At 36.0% G+C, this 19,033-nt stretch carries 15 protein-coding genes; 12 read left to right on the forward strand and 3 right to left on the reverse strand.

Going from position 1 to position 19,033, the window contains the following annotated elements:
• The 6 genes from RAH34_RS15910 to RAH34_RS15935 all read left to right on the forward strand — a co-directional run.
• Nucleotides 1-1,993, forward strand: a 1,993-nt coding sequence (locus RAH34_RS15910; protein ID WP_306596761.1) for an RHS repeat-associated core domain-containing protein, incomplete at its 5' end; no start/stop codon positions are given.
• On the forward strand, nt 1,990-2,379 hold the full coding sequence (locus RAH34_RS15915) for a hypothetical protein (protein WP_306596762.1): 390 nt from the start codon (nt 1,990-1,992) through the stop codon (nt 2,377-2,379). The genes RAH34_RS15910 and RAH34_RS15915, both read left to right, overlap by 4 nt.
• A gap of 173 nt (nt 2,380-2,552) precedes the next feature.
• Nucleotides 2,553-3,260, forward strand: coding sequence for an RHS repeat domain-containing protein (locus RAH34_RS22805; RefSeq protein WP_373427990.1), 708 nt, complete (start codon nt 2,553-2,555; stop codon nt 3,258-3,260).
• 115 nt (nt 3,261-3,375) lie between these two features.
• On the forward strand, nt 3,376-4,389 hold the full coding sequence (locus RAH34_RS22810) for an RHS repeat-associated core domain-containing protein (RefSeq protein WP_373427991.1): 1,014 nt from the start codon (nt 3,376-3,378) through the stop codon (nt 4,387-4,389).
• Nucleotides 4,390-4,394: 5 nt separating this feature from the next.
• Entirely contained in the window at nt 4,395-4,757 is a 363-nt protein-coding gene (locus RAH34_RS15930; protein WP_306596763.1) for a hypothetical protein, read from the forward strand.
• Between the two features lie 790 nt (nt 4,758-5,547).
• On the forward strand, nt 5,548-5,769 hold the full coding sequence (locus tag RAH34_RS15935; protein ID WP_114820653.1) for a hypothetical protein: 222 nt from the start codon (nt 5,548-5,550) through the stop codon (nt 5,767-5,769).
• A 106-nt stretch (nt 5,770-5,875) separates the two neighbouring features.
• On the opposite strand, the gene RAH34_RS15940 is transcribed toward RAH34_RS15935, so the two are convergent.
• Entirely contained in the window at nt 5,876-6,220 is a 345-nt protein-coding gene (locus tag RAH34_RS15940) for a MerR family transcriptional regulator (RefSeq protein ID WP_034695336.1), read from the reverse strand.
• Between the two features lie 210 nt (nt 6,221-6,430).
• Between RAH34_RS15940 and RAH34_RS15945 the strand changes: the two genes are divergently transcribed.
• Nucleotides 6,431-7,312 (forward strand): helix-turn-helix transcriptional regulator, encoded by an 882-nt coding sequence (locus tag RAH34_RS15945; protein ID WP_306596764.1) that lies wholly within the window; start codon nt 6,431-6,433, stop codon nt 7,310-7,312.
• A gap of 173 nt (nt 7,313-7,485) precedes the next feature.
• On the opposite strand, the gene ccoG is transcribed toward RAH34_RS15945, so the two are convergent.
• The gene (gene ccoG / locus RAH34_RS15950) at nt 7,486-8,928 is read right to left on the reverse strand and encodes a cytochrome c oxidase accessory protein CcoG (protein WP_306596765.1); all 1,443 of its coding nucleotides are present in this window, start codon (nt 8,926-8,928) and stop codon (nt 7,486-7,488) included.
• A 252-nt stretch (nt 8,929-9,180) separates the two neighbouring features.
• Here ccoG and RAH34_RS15955 point away from each other — a divergent pair, with 252 nt between their 5' ends.
• Complete coding sequence (locus RAH34_RS15955) at nt 9,181-10,074, forward strand: SMP-30/gluconolactonase/LRE family protein (protein ID WP_306596766.1); 894 nt, start codon at nt 9,181-9,183, stop codon at nt 10,072-10,074.
• 96 nt (nt 10,075-10,170) lie between these two features.
• On the opposite strand, the gene RAH34_RS15960 is transcribed toward RAH34_RS15955, so the two are convergent.
• Entirely contained in the window at nt 10,171-11,478 is a 1,308-nt protein-coding gene (locus tag RAH34_RS15960) for a DEAD/DEAH box helicase (protein ID WP_306596767.1), read from the reverse strand.
• Nucleotides 11,479-11,993: 515 nt separating this feature from the next.
• Here RAH34_RS15960 and rpsA point away from each other — a divergent pair.
• The 4 genes from rpsA to RAH34_RS15980 all read left to right on the forward strand — a co-directional run bounded on the left by rpsA (nt 11,994) and on the right by RAH34_RS15980 (nt 18,981).
• Nucleotides 11,994-13,784, forward strand: coding sequence for a 30S ribosomal protein S1 (gene rpsA / locus RAH34_RS15965; protein WP_034695342.1), 1,791 nt, complete (start codon nt 11,994-11,996; stop codon nt 13,782-13,784).
• Nucleotides 13,785-14,162: 378 nt separating this feature from the next.
• The gene (locus tag RAH34_RS15970) at nt 14,163-16,793 is read left to right on the forward strand and encodes a T9SS-dependent M36 family metallopeptidase (protein ID WP_228411957.1); all 2,631 of its coding nucleotides are present in this window, start codon (nt 14,163-14,165) and stop codon (nt 16,791-16,793) included.
• A gap of 126 nt (nt 16,794-16,919) precedes the next feature.
• Nucleotides 16,920-17,897, forward strand: a complete 978-nt coding sequence (locus RAH34_RS15975; RefSeq protein WP_306596768.1) for a DMT family transporter — start codon at nt 16,920-16,922, stop codon at nt 17,895-17,897.
• 91 nt (nt 17,898-17,988) lie between these two features.
• On the forward strand, nt 17,989-18,981 hold the full coding sequence (locus RAH34_RS15980) for an alpha/beta fold hydrolase (protein ID WP_306596769.1): 993 nt from the start codon (nt 17,989-17,991) through the stop codon (nt 18,979-18,981).
• Nucleotides 18,982-19,033 lie beyond the last annotated feature (52 nt).

Here is a 19,033-nt window from a genome sequence, read left to right on the forward strand (position 1 = left end):
CCAGGTTACGAATAAAAAAGTGGGAGGAGTTACGGCTTCTTCTCCGCTTCAGCAGATAGATTACCAATATAATATCCGTGGGTGGCTGACCCAGATCAACGATCCTGCTAACTTAGGAAGTGATCTGTTTGGATATAAGATTAATTATAACAAAGTGGAAGGTTTGGAAATTCCTAATTCGGATTATCCCAATCAAAAAGTAAAACCGAGATACAACGGAAATATTGCTGAAGTATCGTGGAAAACACTCACTGAAGACAATGAACCGTTAAAAAGATATGGCTATGTATATGATCCTTTAAACAGGCTCACGGGCGGTTTTTATCAGAAAGATACGAATCCATATGCAAAAGAGTACAATGAACTTCTGGCTTATGATGTAAATGGAAATGTTCTGAATCTGGTGAGAAGTCAGGGACTGCTCCCGGGAAGTACTACCACTTTGATGATTGATAATTTAAAGTATGATTATGTAGGAAACAAGCTGGTAAAAGTTACAGATCAGCAGCAGAACTCTTCGGGGTATCCTTACTCCTCAACGCCCAATATAATAGGGTATGATAATGATACTGGAGACGGAAACGGAAATATGATCAGCCAGCCTGATAAAGGGATTTCATCAATTCAATATAATTATCTAAATTTACCTAAACAGATTACCCAAAACTCAATAGTAACTCAATATATTTACAGAGTAGATGGAGTAAAGGTGAAGAAGCTCTTTGGAGATTTAGAAACGGATTATCTGGATGGTTTCCAGTATAAATCTACCAGACCTTCAGAGATAGATGGAACAATAGATCCTAATGAAACTCCAGAGATGATGCTGAGGATTGTCCCAACAACAGAAGGATATTATGATGCATTACTGAATCAGTATGTATATAATTTTACCGACCATCTAGGAAATGTAAGATTAAGCTATACCGATACCAATAAGGATGGTATCATACAAGCAAGGCAATATTTATCAAGAGTCTGTGATAACCCAAGACCTGGTAATTCTCCGTTATGTTTTAATGTTTGGAAACCTGGGGAGATTGTTGAAGTCAATAATTATTATCCATTTGGATTGTTGCATAATTATACAGCTACAACGCAGAATTCTTATCAGTACAAGTACAACGGCAAAGAGTTACAAGAGACGGGAATGTATGACTATGGAGCGAGAATGTATATGCCGGATATTGGAAGATGGAGTGTGGTGGATCCCCTGACAGAGAAAATGACGAGGTATAGTCCTTATAACTATGCATTTAATAATCCTTTGAGATTTATTGATACTGATGGAAGAGAAGCAACAGACTGGTATCGAAACAAGAAGACAGGTGATTATGTATGGAAAGATACCAATAAGCAAATTGCAGGCTATGAACATTTAGGCAAAAAGTACCAATTTGGAGAATCCAATAATGGACAGGATAGGATGTATTATCTGCATGCCAATGGTTCTGCTACAGCTAAAACAGGAAATAATAGTGTTACTCTTGCCAACGTTGAAAGCGGAAACTCCATTAGAACAATTAATGGTGAAAAAATCACTTCTTCTGCAACAAGTGTAAGTGGTTTAGCTGTTCAAGGAAGTGTCACATTTGCACCATTAATAACGCCTGGATTTACTGCCGCTGCAGGCTATGTTAAAGATTCTTATGGGAACGGAAAATTCTATTATTCCTATGGGAAAGCTAATGGACTAATGATAGGAGTAGGAGGTGATTTTATTCCTATTAAAACTACAAATCCTGATAAGATGTTTCATATTAAAGATTTTGAGGGGTATGGTAATTCGTATTCAGGAGGTGTTGGAGCAACTGTTAGTTATGGGGGATCCACAGATAGTAACACTACGTTCATGCAAAATGTCAATCCAAATGCTTGGGGGAAAAACAAAAATGGGTATACTACTGGAGGTGTTGGATACGGTTTTGGATTAGATGTAGGTGCAGCTTGGACAAGAACAAATACTAAATTTATTAATCCCGATAAAAAATGATGCTTTTAAATAAAAAATATCCACCAATAATACTTGTTAGCTCGTTTATAATTTTAGGTATTTTCATTTTGATTTTTATTTATTATAAAAATACTCCAGTAAGTAATGAAGATCTTAATAACTTACTTTTTATAAAAATTAAAAATAAATCTATTAAATCTATTGTAAGTAAAAAAAGTACTGATTATTCTAATCACGGAGCTACATATGTTGTATATGGAAGAGATAGTTTACCTACTCATACAGGATGGGATGAAAAAATAGAAATAGGAGATTCTATTATAAAGCCAAAAGGTTCTTTGAAAATTACTATTAAGAACAGCAAAAAAATCTATGTTTTAGATTATGAAGAACAGGCAGAAGAAATCTTAACAACTACATTTTAAAATAGAATACCCCTGCTGGCGAGCGTCTCGCTAGTGTCTATACCCCAGATAAGAAGGTAAGAAAGTTCGGAACAGAAACAACCGATTATCTGGACGGTTTTCAGTATACCAATTCGATATTAAAGTTTTTCCCAACCGCAGAAGGATATTTTAATGTTGAAACCGGAAAGTACGTGTACAATTATACTGACCACCTTGGAAATGTTAGATTAAGTTATGCTAAAAATGGAGCAGGAACAGAGATTATTGAAGAGAGTAATTATTATCCGTTTGGATTGAAGCATGAGGGATATAATGGATTAACAGGAAATCCTTTGTATCAATATAAATACAACGGTAAGGAGCTTCAAGAAAGTGGAATGTATGATTATGGAGCGAGGATGTATATGCCGGATATTGGAAGATGGGGTGTTGTGGATCCCCTGGCAGAGAAAATGACGAGGCATAGTCCTTATAACTATGCTTTTGATAATCCTATGCGATTTATTGATCCGGATGGAATGGAGCCTCAGGGTGACTATTATACAAAGCTTGGAAAATACTTGGGTAGTGACGGTAAAAACGATAATAAAGTATATGTTGCTGATAGTAAAACGGTTAAGAAAAATAATGATGGAACAAAATTAACAACTTTCAATAATGCTGAAGAATTAAGCATCACTCATTCTCAATTTAAGATGCTCGCAGGAGTTGTAAAGCAAGAAGGACTTTCTTCTGATCCTAATGAATATCTATATATTGCCAATGCTAATAAAAATGAAGCAGATGCAAGAGGAAAAAGTATGTTTTCTTTGTTAATGTCAGGATATTCAAGTGTACCAAACAAAAAATCATTAGATGAAGGAAATTTTTCTGACCTAGCAAAAGTTTTACTTATTTAAAGTAATTCAAAAGTTTTCAGATCTGGCAAATCCAAACTCGGTAAAAGCAAAAACTATTAATGTATCAAATAAGCAATTCAGTCTATTTGATATTCATAATTATCTGCCAAAATAAATTCTATTAAAAAATTATTCTCCCTCGTATAAGTACAAGTACAACGGGAAGGAACTCCAAGAGACTGGAATGTATGATTACGGAGCCAGGATGTATATGCCAGATCTGGGAAGATGGGGTGTTGTAGATCCGCTGGCGGAAAAGATGACAAGACATAGTCCTTATAATTATGCGTTCAGTAACCCTATTAATTTTATTGATCCTGATGGAAGAGAAAGTTTAGGATGGGGATTAAAAGATGGGAAATGGAATTTTGTTCAAAATATGCAAGAAGGTGATGCAGCATATAAGCAAGGTGGATATACAGAGTTTAAAGCAGATAATTCAGTTGTCTCAGATACTCGTATTGGTAATGGTGAGAGTGGGTATGTAAAATTAGGCGAAGGAGGAAACGCTTCTTATTCAGATTTTAATGGTTATATTAGCAGTGTTCTAACCCAAATTCAGAGTTACACTGTTGGAAATTATGCTAGAGCTATCCCTGACAACCCTTATGCAAACCCTTCGTCTCAATTAGCATATAATGGTTTGATTGCTATGCAAATGGTGCCAACTGGCGTTGCTTCAGAATATATTCTTGGTAAAGTTGGTCTAAAATTTTTGACTTTGGGAGGAGGATCAATTTCTCTCACAGGAAACTCTCTGGCAAGTGAAAGCTTATCCAGTACTATAGGTGTTCAAACACAATTTCCGTTAGGAACGACAAGGGTTGGACATTGGAGTCCATTATCTTCTTATAATCAAATGGCTAATACAGGATTAACAGTTACAGAACAAGGTGGGATGACATTCTTTTCTACAAACGGCCCTAATGGCTGGAATGCTGCTCCAAAGAACTGGGTATACTCTGAAATGGATATCCCTTCAGCAAGTCTAATAGATGGAGGTCAAGCCAATTGGTTGAAAGCAGTTCATCCTGAAGCAGGTGCTAGCCAAAGATTTATACTGCAAAAACAAGGAGGAATGTTAACTCCTCCAGTGTTTAATCTAACTCCACCTTTAATAGTAAAATAATAAATATGAATAATGTTTTAGAAAGATTTCAAGAATTGAAAAAATATATTGATGAGAATAGTTTGAATAAAGAATCCTTGATTAGACCACTTAATAAATCTATTCTAGGAAATAAAGGTTTATCTTTTGAATTTGAATCTAATAAATTAAGTATTTTGATTCTATTTTGGGATTCTGGTATAATAGATATTTCATCAATTTTCATTGATGATGATAACTTGGCCAATAGTAAAGAAATCTTAAATTATATTTACAATCCTACTAAAATGGATTTTTTAGAGAAATCAATTTCAATACTGGACGAGAATATAAAAATTATTAAAAAAGAATTACAAGAAAATTATCTGATATGGGCAAATAAAATATAAAATTCTACTAATTCTCCTGCGATTCCTGAAACTTACCGAAACTCTAATCAGCAACCACTTATTACCCCTGAAGTTATTGAAGAAAGAATAACAGATATTGAGGAAGTTGTTGTTACCGGAGCAAAAGAAAGCAGAGGGTTTATTTGAAAGAGCAATTGATTGGCTGGGTGAACAATTTACCGGAGACAGCAGTACACACCCCCGCTGGCGCGAGCGTCTCGCTCGTGCCTACGAATAAATCAGAACCTCTGCAACAGCGGAGGTTTTAATTTACTTTGTCTTAAGAAGCTCTATTGATATATAATGATCCCAGCTGTGCAAAGTCTTCAGACTTTGTGAGATTGTTAAATAAATTTACCCGGTTAATGCGAGCGTCTCGCTCATATCCACAAATAAAACGAAACCTCTGCAACAGTGGTGGTTTTGAAAGATGCAAGTTTATCAGCATTAATATAAGGAGTTTATCTTTCTATTACGGCGAATACCCTGCTTATAAGTTTGCATCTAATATTATAGCTTTGATATTAGGAAATTTAAAAGCGTTGAACTTTTTTAGAGCCTTTATTAGATCTGGAAATCTATCATTCTATTTGAAGCTGTTCAACAATATTCAAGGAAAAAGTAGAGGACTGATGCGCAGCATAGTTCTTAACTGGCAAAGTCTAAAGTTCACCTCTGCTTTTCTTTAAATAAATTTATTTTATTTTTTACTTACATCAAAGTAAGAGTATTTCTTCAAACGGCTTGGTTTTTGTAAATTTTTTATCACACCTTATTAATCGATATAAATATGAATTACACAGAAGCATTGAAATACAAGGAAGAGGCATTGAAAAAGGCCGATAGTACAGTGGCTGACAATTACCATATTGTTATAGTTCCGGCTGATACAGCTGAAAGTGCCAGGTATATAGAAGAGTATACCAAAAAGCCTGAAAAGTTTAAAGATGACAGTTGTAAGAAATACTGTTCAAACGGAGAGTATTTGGTGGTGAGTTTTAAGAAAGAATAATAATTTTGAATAAAAAGCAATAGTGAGTTATTGACTTTCCCATGTTAATATCAATAAAACCTCCGCTGCAATAAATTGCAGCGGAGGTTTTATATTTTCAAGGCATTTATTCCTCTTCTCTTTCTCCTAAAGACTCTTTCAGCTTAATCAGTTCAGCTTTTACAAATTCCAGGCGGTCAATCAGAGTGATGGTTTCAGAAATTTTACTGTTGGTGGTCAGGGCGACGCGGGCTCCATCAAGGGTATATCCTTTTTCTTTTACCAGATGGTAGATCATCTGAAGGTTTTTGATGTCCTCAGGAGTAAAATATCGGTTTCCTTTTCTGTTTTTTTTAGGCTTGATAATCGGGAATTCCTGTTCCCAGTAACGTATTAATGAAGTGTTTACATCGAATGCTTTCGCAACTTCTCCTATCGAATAATACAACTTATCAGGTAAATTTATTTTCATTTTACAACTCCTAAACTTCAAAGATAAAAATTTTTTAAAGTTTAATCCAAAATATATTGTAAAAAGTGCGGTCATACTTTGTTTTAAAGGAATTTATGGGGTTAAATTCATCCTTTAATAACAAACGTTTGTAGTAGTAGATATAAAGGTTCATGTTAAACTGATTCTTTTTTGTCTAAATTTGTGAATTCTTACGATATATACATATATATGAATCCGATTTCTGTTCTTCATATCGATCTTTTCCAGGCGGGTAAAAATACTTCAGATTTTTATTTTAATATGATGAAGAATCATTTGGTGTTGGGACATCGTCATATAGAGAAACCTCACAGACATGATTTCTATGCTGCTGTTCTTTTTACCAAAGGAGCAGGCGTACATGAAATAGATTTTCAGAGGTACGAAGTTTCGGAAGGAAGCCTTTTTTTTCTGTCCCCGGGGCAGATTCACAGCTGGGAGCTATCGGAGGATATTGATGGGTATATTTTCTTTTGTTCTCAGGAATTTTATGAAATGCATTATGTGAATCAGAAGCTAAGAAATTTTCCCTTTTTTGGGTCTGTATCTTTTCCAAGAAAACTGCAGTTGGATGCTGGTGAGCTTAAAAAAAATATTAGCTTATTTCAGGAATTGGGAGAAGAACATCAGACTAAAAGTATCATGAAAGAAGGGCTGATTTTATCATTGATGTCTCAGATTTTTATCAATGCTTCCAGACTGTTTTCAAAAGATTTTGATACAATGGATTCAGCTGCCGGACTTTCTTATTTTAAACATTATCAGGATTTCGAAAATCTGATTGAACAGAACTTTACAAAACATAAATCTATTACCCATTATGCCTCTTTATTAGGGATTTCATCCAAACATCTGAACAGGATTGCACAAACTGTTGTTCAAAAAACTGCCACGGACGTGATTACAGAAAGGGTCGTGCTGGAAGCCAAAAGAATGCTGATGTATCTTGATGAAAGCCTGGTTGAAATTGCATTCCGTTTAGGATATGAAGAATATTCCTACTTTGTAAGAGTATTCCGGAAAAGCTCCGGAATGACTCCTACGCAATTTATGAGGAAATATAAGGCTTAATGAGTTTAAAGTTCAAAGTTTAAGGTTTAAAGTTTAATGGAGAGATTGTTGTAAACCACCCCGTCAAAAATTCTTTGAATTTTTGCCACCCCTCCGGAGGAGGGGAATTAGGGAAGCATCAACTACTTTTTCTGATCCCCACGACCTGCAACCTATCACCCATCATCTGCAACCTAAAGAGCTAACTTAAACGGTCCTTCAAAAGTCGTTTCAAACGAATCTACCAACTGACCTTTTTCATCAAACACTCCGATGACCATATTCTGTTTTGAGAACTTAATTTCTTCTTCAGGGAAGGAAATATTAATGTTTCCTTTCAGGATCTGATCTCCTTTCAATATGATTTTTTCAGAACCGAAGTAAGTGATCTCTGCATTTGTTGGGGTGATGACTTTGATGAAAAGGGTTTTCTTTTCATTAGACTTATTCAGAAGGGTGTAAATAAAGGTGTTGGTGATTTTACCATTTTTAACAAAGAAAGTAGAACCTGCCGGTTTGATGAATTTTGCTTCCATAGAACCACGGTCGTACATTAAAAATCCGAGGAATCCGATTAATAATGCAAGGATAACGGTTGTTGCTTTCATTCTTGGCGTAAAGCGGAATTTATCCTGGTTTTCAATTTCAGCTTCCGTTGCATAACGTACCAATCCTTTAGGCAAACCAACCTTTTCCATGACTTCATCACAGGCATCGATACAGGCTGTACAGTTTACACATTCCAGCTGCTGCCCGTTTCTGATATCGATTCCTGTAGGACATACCACGACACATTGGTTACAGTCGATACAATCTCCTTTTCCTGCCGCTTTTCTGTCTTCATTATTTCTCCATTTTGCACGGCCTTCCCCTCTTTTAAAATCATAATATACATTGATGGTTTGCTTGTCAATCAATACTCCTTGCAGTCTTCCGTAAGGGCAAACCAGTGTACAAACCTGCTCACGAAGCCATGCGAAAACAAAGTAAAATGTCATGGTAAAGAAGATCATCACCAGAAACTTCAGTGAGTTTCCTTCTGGTCCTTCACGCATAATACGGAAAACTTCTTCGTATCCCACAATATACATGAACATGAAGTGAGAAATAATCAATGAAATGAGAAGGAAAACAGACCATTTAGTCAGCCTTTTTCTTATTTTCTCCGCATCCCACTCCTGTCTGTCAAGCTTCATCTGTTTATTCCGATCACCTTCGATCCAGTATTCTATTTTACGGAAGACCATTTCCATAAAAAGAGTCTGCGGACACAGCCAGCCACAGAATATCCTTCCGAAGACTACTGTAAATAACATTACAAATATCACGGACGTTACTGCTCCCAAAGCAAGAATAAAAAAGTCCTGCAGATAGAACGGTTGTCCAATGATAAAAAACTTTCTGTCGATCACGTTAATGAGCAGAAAAGGATTATTATTGATCTTTACAAAAGGCAGCCCAAAGAAAATGGCAAGAAGAAGATAGCTGGTATAATTTCTGTAGTTGGTATACTTTCCCTTAGGTTTTCTGGGGAAAATCCATTTTCTTTTCCCGGTTTCATCCATGGTTCCTACGGAATTTCTGAAATCTTCATTTTCAATTTCCAAAGACTTGATATTGTTGGACTCTGCGCTCATTGTTGTATGCTATAAAGTATTTTGGTACAATTTTCATCCGGATTCATCATTTTTTTTAAATATTTTTCTTTGAAAAAAGCGATCAATCCTGTTACTGCAAAGCTCCGGATTATATCTTTTTATTACTAATATGATCTACGTCCAAAATAGGACAATTGGGACATTTTACTTTCGTTGTTTTATTGTATCGAAATGAGAAAATATTTTGATACTTTTGGGTCATATCGTAAATTGCAGCTTTAAAAATGAAGTATGAAGAATATCTTTAAAATAAGTATGATTGGTTTGGTTTTCGCATTGGTAAACTGTCAATCAGTAAATTATAGTAAAATGTTTTATGAAGGAGTACAGCCGGAAATGGTTTCCGACAAGTTCAGTTTCACAGAAGGGCCATCTGCAGATCGAGAAGGAAATGTTTACTTTACCGATCAGCCTAATGATAAGATTTATTATTGGGATTGGAAAAGCAATAAAGTGATCGAATTTTTAGATAAAACGGGAAGAGCTAACGGAACCCACTTTGATAAAGACGGCTATTTAATTACCTGTTCAGACGATCAGGGTGAGATCTGGAAGATTTCCAAAGATAAAAAAGTAGAAGTCCTGTTAAAAGGTTTTGAAGGAAAAAGATTGAACGGGCCAAATGATGTATGGAATGATGAATTTGGAGGGATGTATTTTACAGACCCTTTGTATGAAAGAGATTACTGGATTGGTTTTAAACAGGAAATCCAGCATAAAAGCCTTTATTACAGGGATAGAACAGGAAAAGTTACGAAACTGGATACCTTCACACAACCTAATGGAATTGTTGGAAGTGAAAAATTAAAGAAACTCTATATTTCTGATATTGATGCCGGAAAAACCTACGTGTATGATATACTGGGAGAAGGAAAATTGTCTGAGAAAAAACTCTTCTGCGAAATGGGTTCAGACGGAATGGAGCTGGATAAACACGGAAATCTTTATTTGACAGGAGATGGCGTACATGTTTTTAGCCGTTTGGGAAAGAAAATCTATCATATTTCTATTCCTGAGAAATGGACGTCTAACGTAGCTTTTGGTGGAAAAAACAATGATATTCTCTTTATTACTGCCTCTAAATCTGTATATACTTTCCCTACAAAGGTGAGAGGGATTAAATAATTTTTGTGTCATTGCGAGAAGCATAGCGACGAAGCAATCTCTTTTCATTAGAGATGAGATTGCTTCATCGTTCACAATGACAATTGAGTAGAAGGTTTAATAAGCAACCTCCATTTTCACTTTCTTACCTTTCAGTTTTTCGTTCTGAAGTTTTCTTAAAAGAGCATTTACTTTATTTCTGGAAACGGCAACATAGGATGTGGTATCCTTTACTTCAATAATTCCGACATCTTCTTTTTGAAGTTCTCCTTTCTTTAGCAGATATCCTACAATATCCACTTTGTTCACTTTATCTTTTTTTCCTGCACTGATGTAAACAGTCTGGAAAGGTGTTTTTTGCGGAACTTTAGTAAATCCGGCAACACTTTCTTCAGGGGTATTATTTTTAATGAACGGGAAGTTTTCCTCTTCCGTCATGATCAGGTAAACAAAGCCTTTGGCATTCATTCTTGCGGTACGTCCGTTTCTGTGAATAAAAGCATCTTCTTTTGGAGGAAGCTGATAATGAACAATAGATTCTACTTCAGGAATATCAAGTCCGCGGGCAGCCAGGTCAGTTGTAATAAGAATTCTTGCAGAATCATTTCTGAATTTCAGTAAGGCACGTTCTCTTTCATCCTGTTCCATACCACCATGGAAGGTTTCTCTGTCGATTCCCATTTGGTTGAGAAGTTCAGAGATACGGTCTACAGCCTCACGGTGATTGCAGAAAATCAACGTCCTTTTGTTTCCGATTTTACAAACCAGATTGAAAAGTGTATCCAGTTTTTCTTCAGGAATAGTCATTACTTTTCTCAGCTGGAGATCCGGTTTTACATCATTTTCTTTAAGGAAACTGATTACTTTTTCATCTTTTAAGCCTGTAAAAGCCGGAATTTCATCCATGGCTGTGGCAGATGTTAAAATTCTTTGAGAAAGCCCTTTTAAAGAATTGGAAATAAATTCCATATCATCATGGAAACCCAATTCCAGAGCTTTGTCGAATTCATCAAGAACCAGCGTTTTAATCGTTTTCGGATCAAAATTGTTATTTCTTAAGTGGTAAACAACTCTTCCGGGAGTTCCGATCAATACAGCCGGAGCTTCAATCAGATTATTAACCTCAATTTTTTTGTCATGACCGCCATAGCAGACCGAAACTTTAAAATCTGTCCCCATGGATTTAAAAACCTGCTCAATCTGTAAAGCAAGTTCCCTTGCCGGAACTAAGATCAATGCCTGAACTCCCTGAACATTTTTTTTCAGATTTCTGAGAACAGGAAATAAAAAGGCCAGCGTTTTCCCGGATCCTGTGGGAGAAAGTAAAACAATGTCTGTATTGTCTTCAGACGCTTTATAAGTAGATTTCTGCATTTGATTCATATCCTGAATCTGCAGTTTTTGATAGATCGGCTGTAATTCCATGCTGCAAAGGTAATGAATTTAAGCGGGTGATGGGTGGGAGAGTTTGAGGGTTTGAGGGTTTGAGGGTTTGAGAGTGGTAGGGTTTTAGAGTAGGAGAGTTTGAGTGGCGTACAAAAGTATTGCTCTTTTTTAATTCTGCGTTCCTGTCATTCTGAATGGAGCGCAGCGAAATGAGGAATCTCATTTTTGTCTCCCACTAGTTATAGATGTTTCGACTCTGGTCAGCATGACATCTCTAATACTAACTGTTTACATTTAGAACGAAGCAATATCTGCTGTCATGCTGAGCTCAGTCGAAGCATTCTTTTGATCAAAGTATTGATTTTTAAATATATAAGTTAAATATTAGTGTGTGGGAATCTATTGCTTAATTTAAATAAAATTCATATCTTTGCACCCACTTTTGTGGCGAAAAGGTTTGAAGAGTAAATTACTTACAATTAATTACTTCCGTATTTTTTAATCCGCATTTATTCAAACCGTTAAAAAAGAAGGAATACAAATTTTATTAGAAAATGTCAAAAGAGACAAATTCAGCAGAGGTTTTATTAAACCAAAACGTAGCACCAGAACAATTTGATTGGGATTCATTCGAATCAGGTCTTGATGCAGATGCGAGAAAAGAAAAAAGCGATTTAGAAGAAATCTACAACGGATCTTTAAACAACCTTGACGATAACGACGTTTTAGTTGGTAAAGTTGTAAGATTAACTGATAAAGAAGCTATCGTAGACATCAACTTCAAATCTGAAGGTGTTATCTCTCTAAACGAATTCCGTTACAACCAAGGCCTAAAAGTAGGTGATGAGGTAGAAGTAATGGTTGACAAGAGAGAAGACAAAACTGGTCAATTACAATTATCTCACAGAAAAGCTAGAACGCTTAAAGCTTGGGATAAAGTAAACGAACTTCACGAAACTGGAGAAATCGTTAACGGTTTTGTTAAATCTAGAACTAAAGGTGGTATGATCGTTGACGTTCACGGAATCGAAGCATTCTTACCTGGTTCTCAAATTGACGTTAAGCCAATTAAAGATTACGATCAGTTCGTAGGAAAAACTATGGAGTTCAAAGTTGTGAAAATCAACCCTGAGTTCAAAAACGTAGTGGTATCTCACAAAGCATTGATCGAAGCAGATATCGAAGGTCAGAAAAAAGAAATCATCGCTCAGCTTGAAAAAGGTCAGGTTCTTGAAGGAACTGTTAAGAACATCACTTCTTACGGTGTATTCATTGACTTAGGAGGTGTTGATGGATTGATCCACATTACAGACCTTTCTTGGTCTAGAGTGAACCACCCATCTGAAATCCTAGAGGACGGACAGACTGTAAAAGTTGTAATCCTTGATTTCGATGATGAGAAAACAAGAATCCAATTAGGTATGAAGCAATTAGAAGCTCATCCTTGGGATGCTCTTTCTGCTGACTTGAAAGTAGGTGACAAAGTAAAAGGAAAAGTAGTAGTTCTTGCTGACTATGGTGCATTCGTAGAAATCGCTCCAGGTGTTGAAGGATTAATCCACGTTTCTGAAATGTCTTGGTCTACTCACTTAAGATCTGCTGGAGATTTCGTAAAAGTAGGTGATGAAGTAGAAGCTGAAGTATTAACTTTAGACAGAGAAGAAAGAAAAATTTCTCTTGGTATCAAGCAATTGTCTAAAGATCCATGGGAAAACATCGAAGCTAAGTATCCTGTAGGATCTCAGCATGTAGGAACTGTAAGAAACTTCACTAACTTTGGTGTATTCGTAGAGTTAGAAGAAGGTATCGACGGATTAATCTACATCTCTGATCTTTCTTGGACTAAGAAAATCAAGCACCCATCTGAGTTCTGCGCAGTAGGTGATAAATTAGACGTTGTAGTTCTTGAATTAGATATTCAGGCTAGAAGATTATCTCTAGGTCACAAGCAATTGACTGAAAACCCATGGGATAAATTCGAAACTAAATATGCTGAAGGAACAATCCACGCTGGTAAAGCTGTAGAAGTTCACGATAAAGGAGCTTCTGTTCAATTCGAAGATGCTGAAGTAGAAGCATTCTGCCCTTCAAGATTATTAGAGAAAGAAGATGGATCTAAAATCAAAAAAGGTGAAGATGCTCAGTTCAAAGTAATCGAATTCAACAAAGAATTCAAGAGAGTAGTAGTATCTCACACAGGTATCTTCAGAGACGAAGAGAAGAAAAACGTAAAAGAAGCTTCTTCTAGAAACGTAACTTCTTCTTCTAACAACGAAGAAAGATCTACTCTTGGAGACATCGATGCATTAGCAGAGTTGAAAAGAAAAATGGAAGAAGGTAAATAATCTTTGAACCATTCATACATAAAGAGCCGCTCGTTTGAGCGGCTTTTTTTTGTCTGTCGAATAATAAAATAACGTTTTATAGACCATTCAGAAAAAAAATAGGGGATAAAATGAAAAATAAAGGCTAATCCCTGCTGATAAGAAATTCATCCTTTAAAATGATCTTTTTAGAGAAAAGGGATGTGTGAAAAAAATAAATAATGTTGTAAATATAATGTGGTACGCATAAATATAATGTAGGGTTCTCTTAATTGAGAAATATATAAAATTATTCTTAGGGTTTATTTTTTGTGATTATCAATTTATGTTTTAATTTTTACTATAAAAATCATTAAAGTTATGTGAATTATTTGTAGATTAGCGGCTTTAATAATGGATATGAAAAATAAAGCTCTACCTATTTTGTTTGCGGTATTTTCTGCGTTTCCGGCAATATTGTTCGGCCAGGATAATGAAACATTGATTAAAGATTATATTTCTCAAAATAAAATAAGGGAATATAAGAAGTCGGATCTGAATAATATCATTGTTGATAATGTAGATCCTTCAAAATCATTGAATGGTAATGTTGTTAAATTTTTACAGACTTATAAAGGTTTACCGGTATACAGTTCTGTTGGAACAGCATTAATCAGGGATAATAAAATTATTTATTATACGGATAATTTTGTTAAAGATTATACAGCATCTACTTCAGGTATGGCTGCTATCAGTAAAACCACAGCGCTTCAGAAGATTGCTGAAGATCTGAAAAACCCTGATATTGCCAACTTCACTATTCTTGAGTACCTTGAAAAAACTCAGAAGAAAGCTACCTCAGCCAATCAAAGATTGGTATATGCAAATGATGAGAGCGGAAACCTGCGTTTGGCGTATGAATATACCTTAATGGAACCAAAATCTCCCAATTACTGGAATATTGTAGTAGATGCCAACAATGGAAATATTCTGTTGAAAAATAATCTTACACTATCTTGTAATTTTCATCACGATGCCTATAGCTCAGATGCTGAGTATAGCCATGCCAATCATTTTGAAAATACATTAGTTGGGCCTCAAAACAATATCGCTCAGAATAACAATATTCCATTACTTTTGCCAGATAATGCGTCATATAATGTGTTTCCTCTGCCTATAGAAGCACCTACTTTTGGCTCAAGATCAATCATTACCAACCCTTGGAATCTCACTGCTTCCCCAGAAGGATGGCATTCTGACGGAACCAATCATTATACTGTTACCAGAGGAAATAATGTTTTTGCTTACGAAGATGTAGCAGGAACGGCTTTAACAGCACCTGATTACCTTACAGGAGCACCGGCAGAAGGTGGGGCAACAAGAAATTTTGACTTCCCATTTAATATTAATGAAACTCCTGCCAATAACAGAAATGCTGCTATTACGAATTTATTTTATCTGAACAACAAGATTCATGACGTTTTCTACAAATTCGGATTTACAGAAACAGGAAGAAACTTCCAGCAAAACAATTTTGGAAGCGGACCTGTAGGTGGAGATGATGACTCTGTATATGCTGAGGCGCAGGATGGAAGCGGATTAAACAATGCAAACTTCTCTTCACCACCGGATGGATACAATGGTAAAATGCAGATGTATCTATGGTCTCCTGTTGGAAGAGTGTTCTTCTATAATGCACCAAGTGCTGCTGTTTCCCGTACACCGGGAGCAGGAACTGCACAGTTTGGTAATCCACTACCGATGAGTGGATTAACAGGAGATGTGGCGCTTTCATCAGTTTTAGACGGATGTACGGCATTGCCTGTAGGTTCACTGACAGAAAAAATCGGTTTGGTTGAGAGAGGAACATGTGCTTTTGCAGTAAAAGTGAAAAACCTTCAGGATGCAGGAGCTAAAGCGGCTATTATCTATAACAATGCAGTAAATGGTTCTACTATAGGAAATATGGCGGGGAATGACCCTACAATTACCATTCCTTCAGTATTGATTACCAATGCAGAAGGAGAATATATCAAAACTCAGTTGGCAGCAAGTACAACAGTAAATGTTACTTTAAAAGGAAATCTGACGCCTGACGGAAGTTTTGATAACGGAATTGTAACCCACGAATATGGCCATGGAATATCCAACAGAATGACCGGTACCGGATACAACTGTTTGAATTCAGGAGTGAGCAAGGAACAGATGGGAGAAGGTTGGTCTGATTTCTTTGCCTTAATGTTGACTAATAAAGCTGGAGACGATGCTACAGTAGCAAGAGGTACAGGAACCTATGCATTAGGTCAGGCTATCACAGGAGCTGGTATCAGACCTGCAAAATATTCTACAAACCTGGCGATTAACGGATTTACGTACGGAAATACCAACGGAATGGAATACAATAACGGAACAGCAGTTGTGCCGGATGTACACTCAATTGGTTTTGTCTGGGCAACCATGTTATGGGACCTTCATTGGAAATATGTTGAAAAATATGGTTATGCTTCAGATGTATTATCAACGACACCTAACGGAAGCACAAAAGTATTACAGTTAGTAACAGACGCTCTTAAGCTTCAGGGCTGTAACCCTAGCTTCATTGATGGAAGAAATGCAATTTTAGCAGCTGAGCTGGCAACTACTCAGGGTCAGGATAAATGTATGATCTGGGGCGTGTTTGCAAGAAGAGGTTTAGGGGTAAATGCTTCAGCAGGAGTTAAAAATAATATTAATGACCAGGTTCAGGATTTTAATGTTCCGGAAGCATGTTTATTGGCTACCAATGATGTAAAGGCGGATAAGAACAATAATATTTCTATCTATCCAAATCCTGCTAAAGACGAGTTCTATATTAAGTTCCCAAGCAATACTCTTGGAAAAGTAAGTGTAGAATTGTATGATATGTCTGGTAAACTGGTTTCTTCAGAAGATAAAATCTCACCGGATGCCAAGAAAGCAATTTCTACAAGCAACCTTGTTAACGGGACTTATATGGTTAAAATTAAAGGACTAGGTTTCGAAGCTGCTTCGAAAGTAATGGTTAAAAAATAATTTACTTTTATAATCAATCTCAAAATCGCCACAAGCTTGCTTGTGGTGATTTTATTTATCTATTACCATCACACTTCAGAATGATTAAATTAATATGTCGTACCTTTGCAGGCTGTTAAAAAAATTATGAAGAAGAAAAATATACTAAAAGGTGTTTTATTTGTAGGGATTGGAGCTAGTATATACGGTATGTTGGCCACATTTGTGAAAATGGCTTACCATGATGGTTTTACCACCTCAGAAGTTACTACTTCCCAATTCGTATTAGGTTTGACAGGACTTTTGATCCTCAACTTTATTCAGACCTTAACCTCAAAACAGAAATTATCAATGCCAAGTTCTAAAGAAGTAAGAATGCTCTTGCTTGCAGGAACTTCTTTGGGTGGGACAAGTTTATTCTATTATATTGCCGTGCAATATATCAATGTTTCCATTGCTATTGTATTATTGATGCAGTCAGTATGGTTCAGTGTGGTAGTGGAGAGTATTATTACAAAAAAGCTGCCCAATATAAGGAAAGTGGTTTCTGTAGTTATCGTATTGTTGGGAACAGTTCTCGCAACTAATCTTATTAATATGGAAATAGAACTGGATTGGCATGGGGTTTTCTGGGGACTGATGGCCGCAGCTTCATATACTTTAACAATGTTCACCTCTAATACGCTGGCTACTCATCTTCCGGTTTTCAGAAAGAGTATTATTATGCTGGCAGGGGGTTCAGTTGTTGTTTTTGCATTCTTGTTCTTTGCCCAGATCGGGCCTATGTATTTTGATGGTTTAAAATCATTATACCTGAATTTTACTGATAATACAGAACATATCCATTCATTTAATTATTCAATATTTCTCACGTATGGATTTGTACTGGCTCTTTTTGGAACTATTATCCCGCCGATCTTATTCAATGTTGGGTTTCCAAATGCAGGTTTGGGACTTGGAAGTATCGTTTCATCATTGGAACTTCCGGTTTCCGTAACAATGGCCTTTGTTTTACTTGGAGAGAAAGTATTTCTCATCCAGTGGGTGGGAATTGTCCTGATTCTTTTTGCTATTGTTTTGATGAATTTACCTTCAAAAAAAGAAAAAGAAGTGTCGATGGCGTAATTGTCTAAAAAATATTTAACTAAAAATAACAGTTGAAACCGTTCCTTTTGGAGCGGTTTTTTTTAATTTTAATCTTTAAAATAAACGTTTCATGAAACATTTCAGAAATATAATAACTGTTTTTTCAGTGATGGTCTCCGGTTTTATGTTTTCACAGGTAAAACCTCTGGATGCAATGCTGTCTGATTATCAATATCCCTATGAAGTACATTATCTCAATTTCAAGTCTCAGGGTGAAGATTTGAAAATGGCTTATATGGATGTGCAGCCACAAAAATCCAATGGAAAAGTGATCATGCTTCTTCATGGAAAAAACTTTAATGGGGCTTATTGGGAAAGAACAGCTAAAGATCTTTCTGCTAAAGGATTCAGAGTAGTAATTCCTGATCAGATAGGATTTGGAAAGTCATCAAAACCTCATGGATATCAGTTTTCTTTTTCGCAGCTGGCAGAAAATACAAAGGCGGTTCTGGATGAACTGAAAATTGATAAAACGATTGTTTTAGGACATTCAATGGGAGGAATGGTGGCAACCAGATTTACATTATTATATCCTGAGAAAGTACAAAAACTGATTCTTGAAAACCCGATCGGATTGGAAGATTATAAAACTTTTGCAGCGTATCAGACCATTGATCAGGCCTATCAGTCTGAACTTAAAAATACAGCTGAAACGTATAAAAATTATCAGCTTAAATTCTATTACGACAACAAATGGAAAGAAGAATATCAACCCTGGCTTGACTTAATCGCAGGATGGACTCTTCATAAAGATTATCCTCAGGTAGCCTGGGATGCTGCACTTACCACGGATATGATTTACAATCAGCCGGTATGTTATGAATTTAAAAATATCAAAGTTCCTACATTGCTTATCATTGGAACAAGAGACAGAACGGCAATAGGAAAGGACAGAGCACCTAAAGAACTTCAGCCGAAGATGGGACAGTATCAGGAATTGGGAAAGAAAACCCAACGTGAAATTGCAGGTTCAAAGCTTGTAGAGATTGAAAATGTAGGGCATCTTCCTCATATCGAAGTCTACCCTAAATTTATTGAAGCACTTTATAATTTTATACAATAATTTCATTGTAAACTCAAATATTTGAAACATTAAGTTTTATAAGTAATTAATT

This window comes from Chryseobacterium sp. WLY505 (genome assembly GCF_030846215.1).
Lineage (GTDB): Bacteria > Bacteroidota > Bacteroidia > Flavobacteriales > Weeksellaceae > Chryseobacterium.